1 protein-coding gene is annotated in these 344 nt (G+C 73.0%); it reads right to left on the bottom strand.

Going from position 1 to position 344, the window contains the following annotated elements; translation table 11 throughout:
- Positions 1-344 (bottom strand): glycosyltransferase (locus H5407_RS23805; RefSeq protein WP_183106936.1); only part of this gene is annotated, 344 nt, incomplete at both ends.

Raw genomic sequence — 344 nt, 5'->3', positions numbered from 1 at the left:
GCCGGCGATGCGGTCCTCGAAGGGCTTGTCGGCGCCTTCGGCGAAGGGCCGCAGGTCCACGCCGTTGGGGATCGCGAGGGTCTTGTCCGCCGGCATGCCCAGTTTCAGCAGCACCGCCTTCACCCCCTCGGACACCGCCACCAACCGCGCGCTGCGTGCGGCCAGCCAGCGCGCCTGCGCCAGCTTCCAGCGCGTGTAGCGCTCGCGCGAGTTGTGCTCCACCTGCACCAGCTTGGGCACACCGGCCAGCAGCCCGGCCCAGCGGCCCAGCAGGTGCTCGGGAAAGCCATGCGCCACCAGCACCTCGGGGCGCCAGGCACGGCACAGCCGCCGCAAGGCCCAGA

It is taken from the genome of Mitsuaria sp. WAJ17, assembly GCF_014174515.1.
In the GTDB taxonomy this organism is placed as follows: Bacteria; Pseudomonadota; Gammaproteobacteria; order Burkholderiales; family Burkholderiaceae_C; genus Roseateles_B.
Note: the sequence above shows the minus strand (reverse complement) of the source record. Positions and strands in the feature narration are given on the sequence as shown.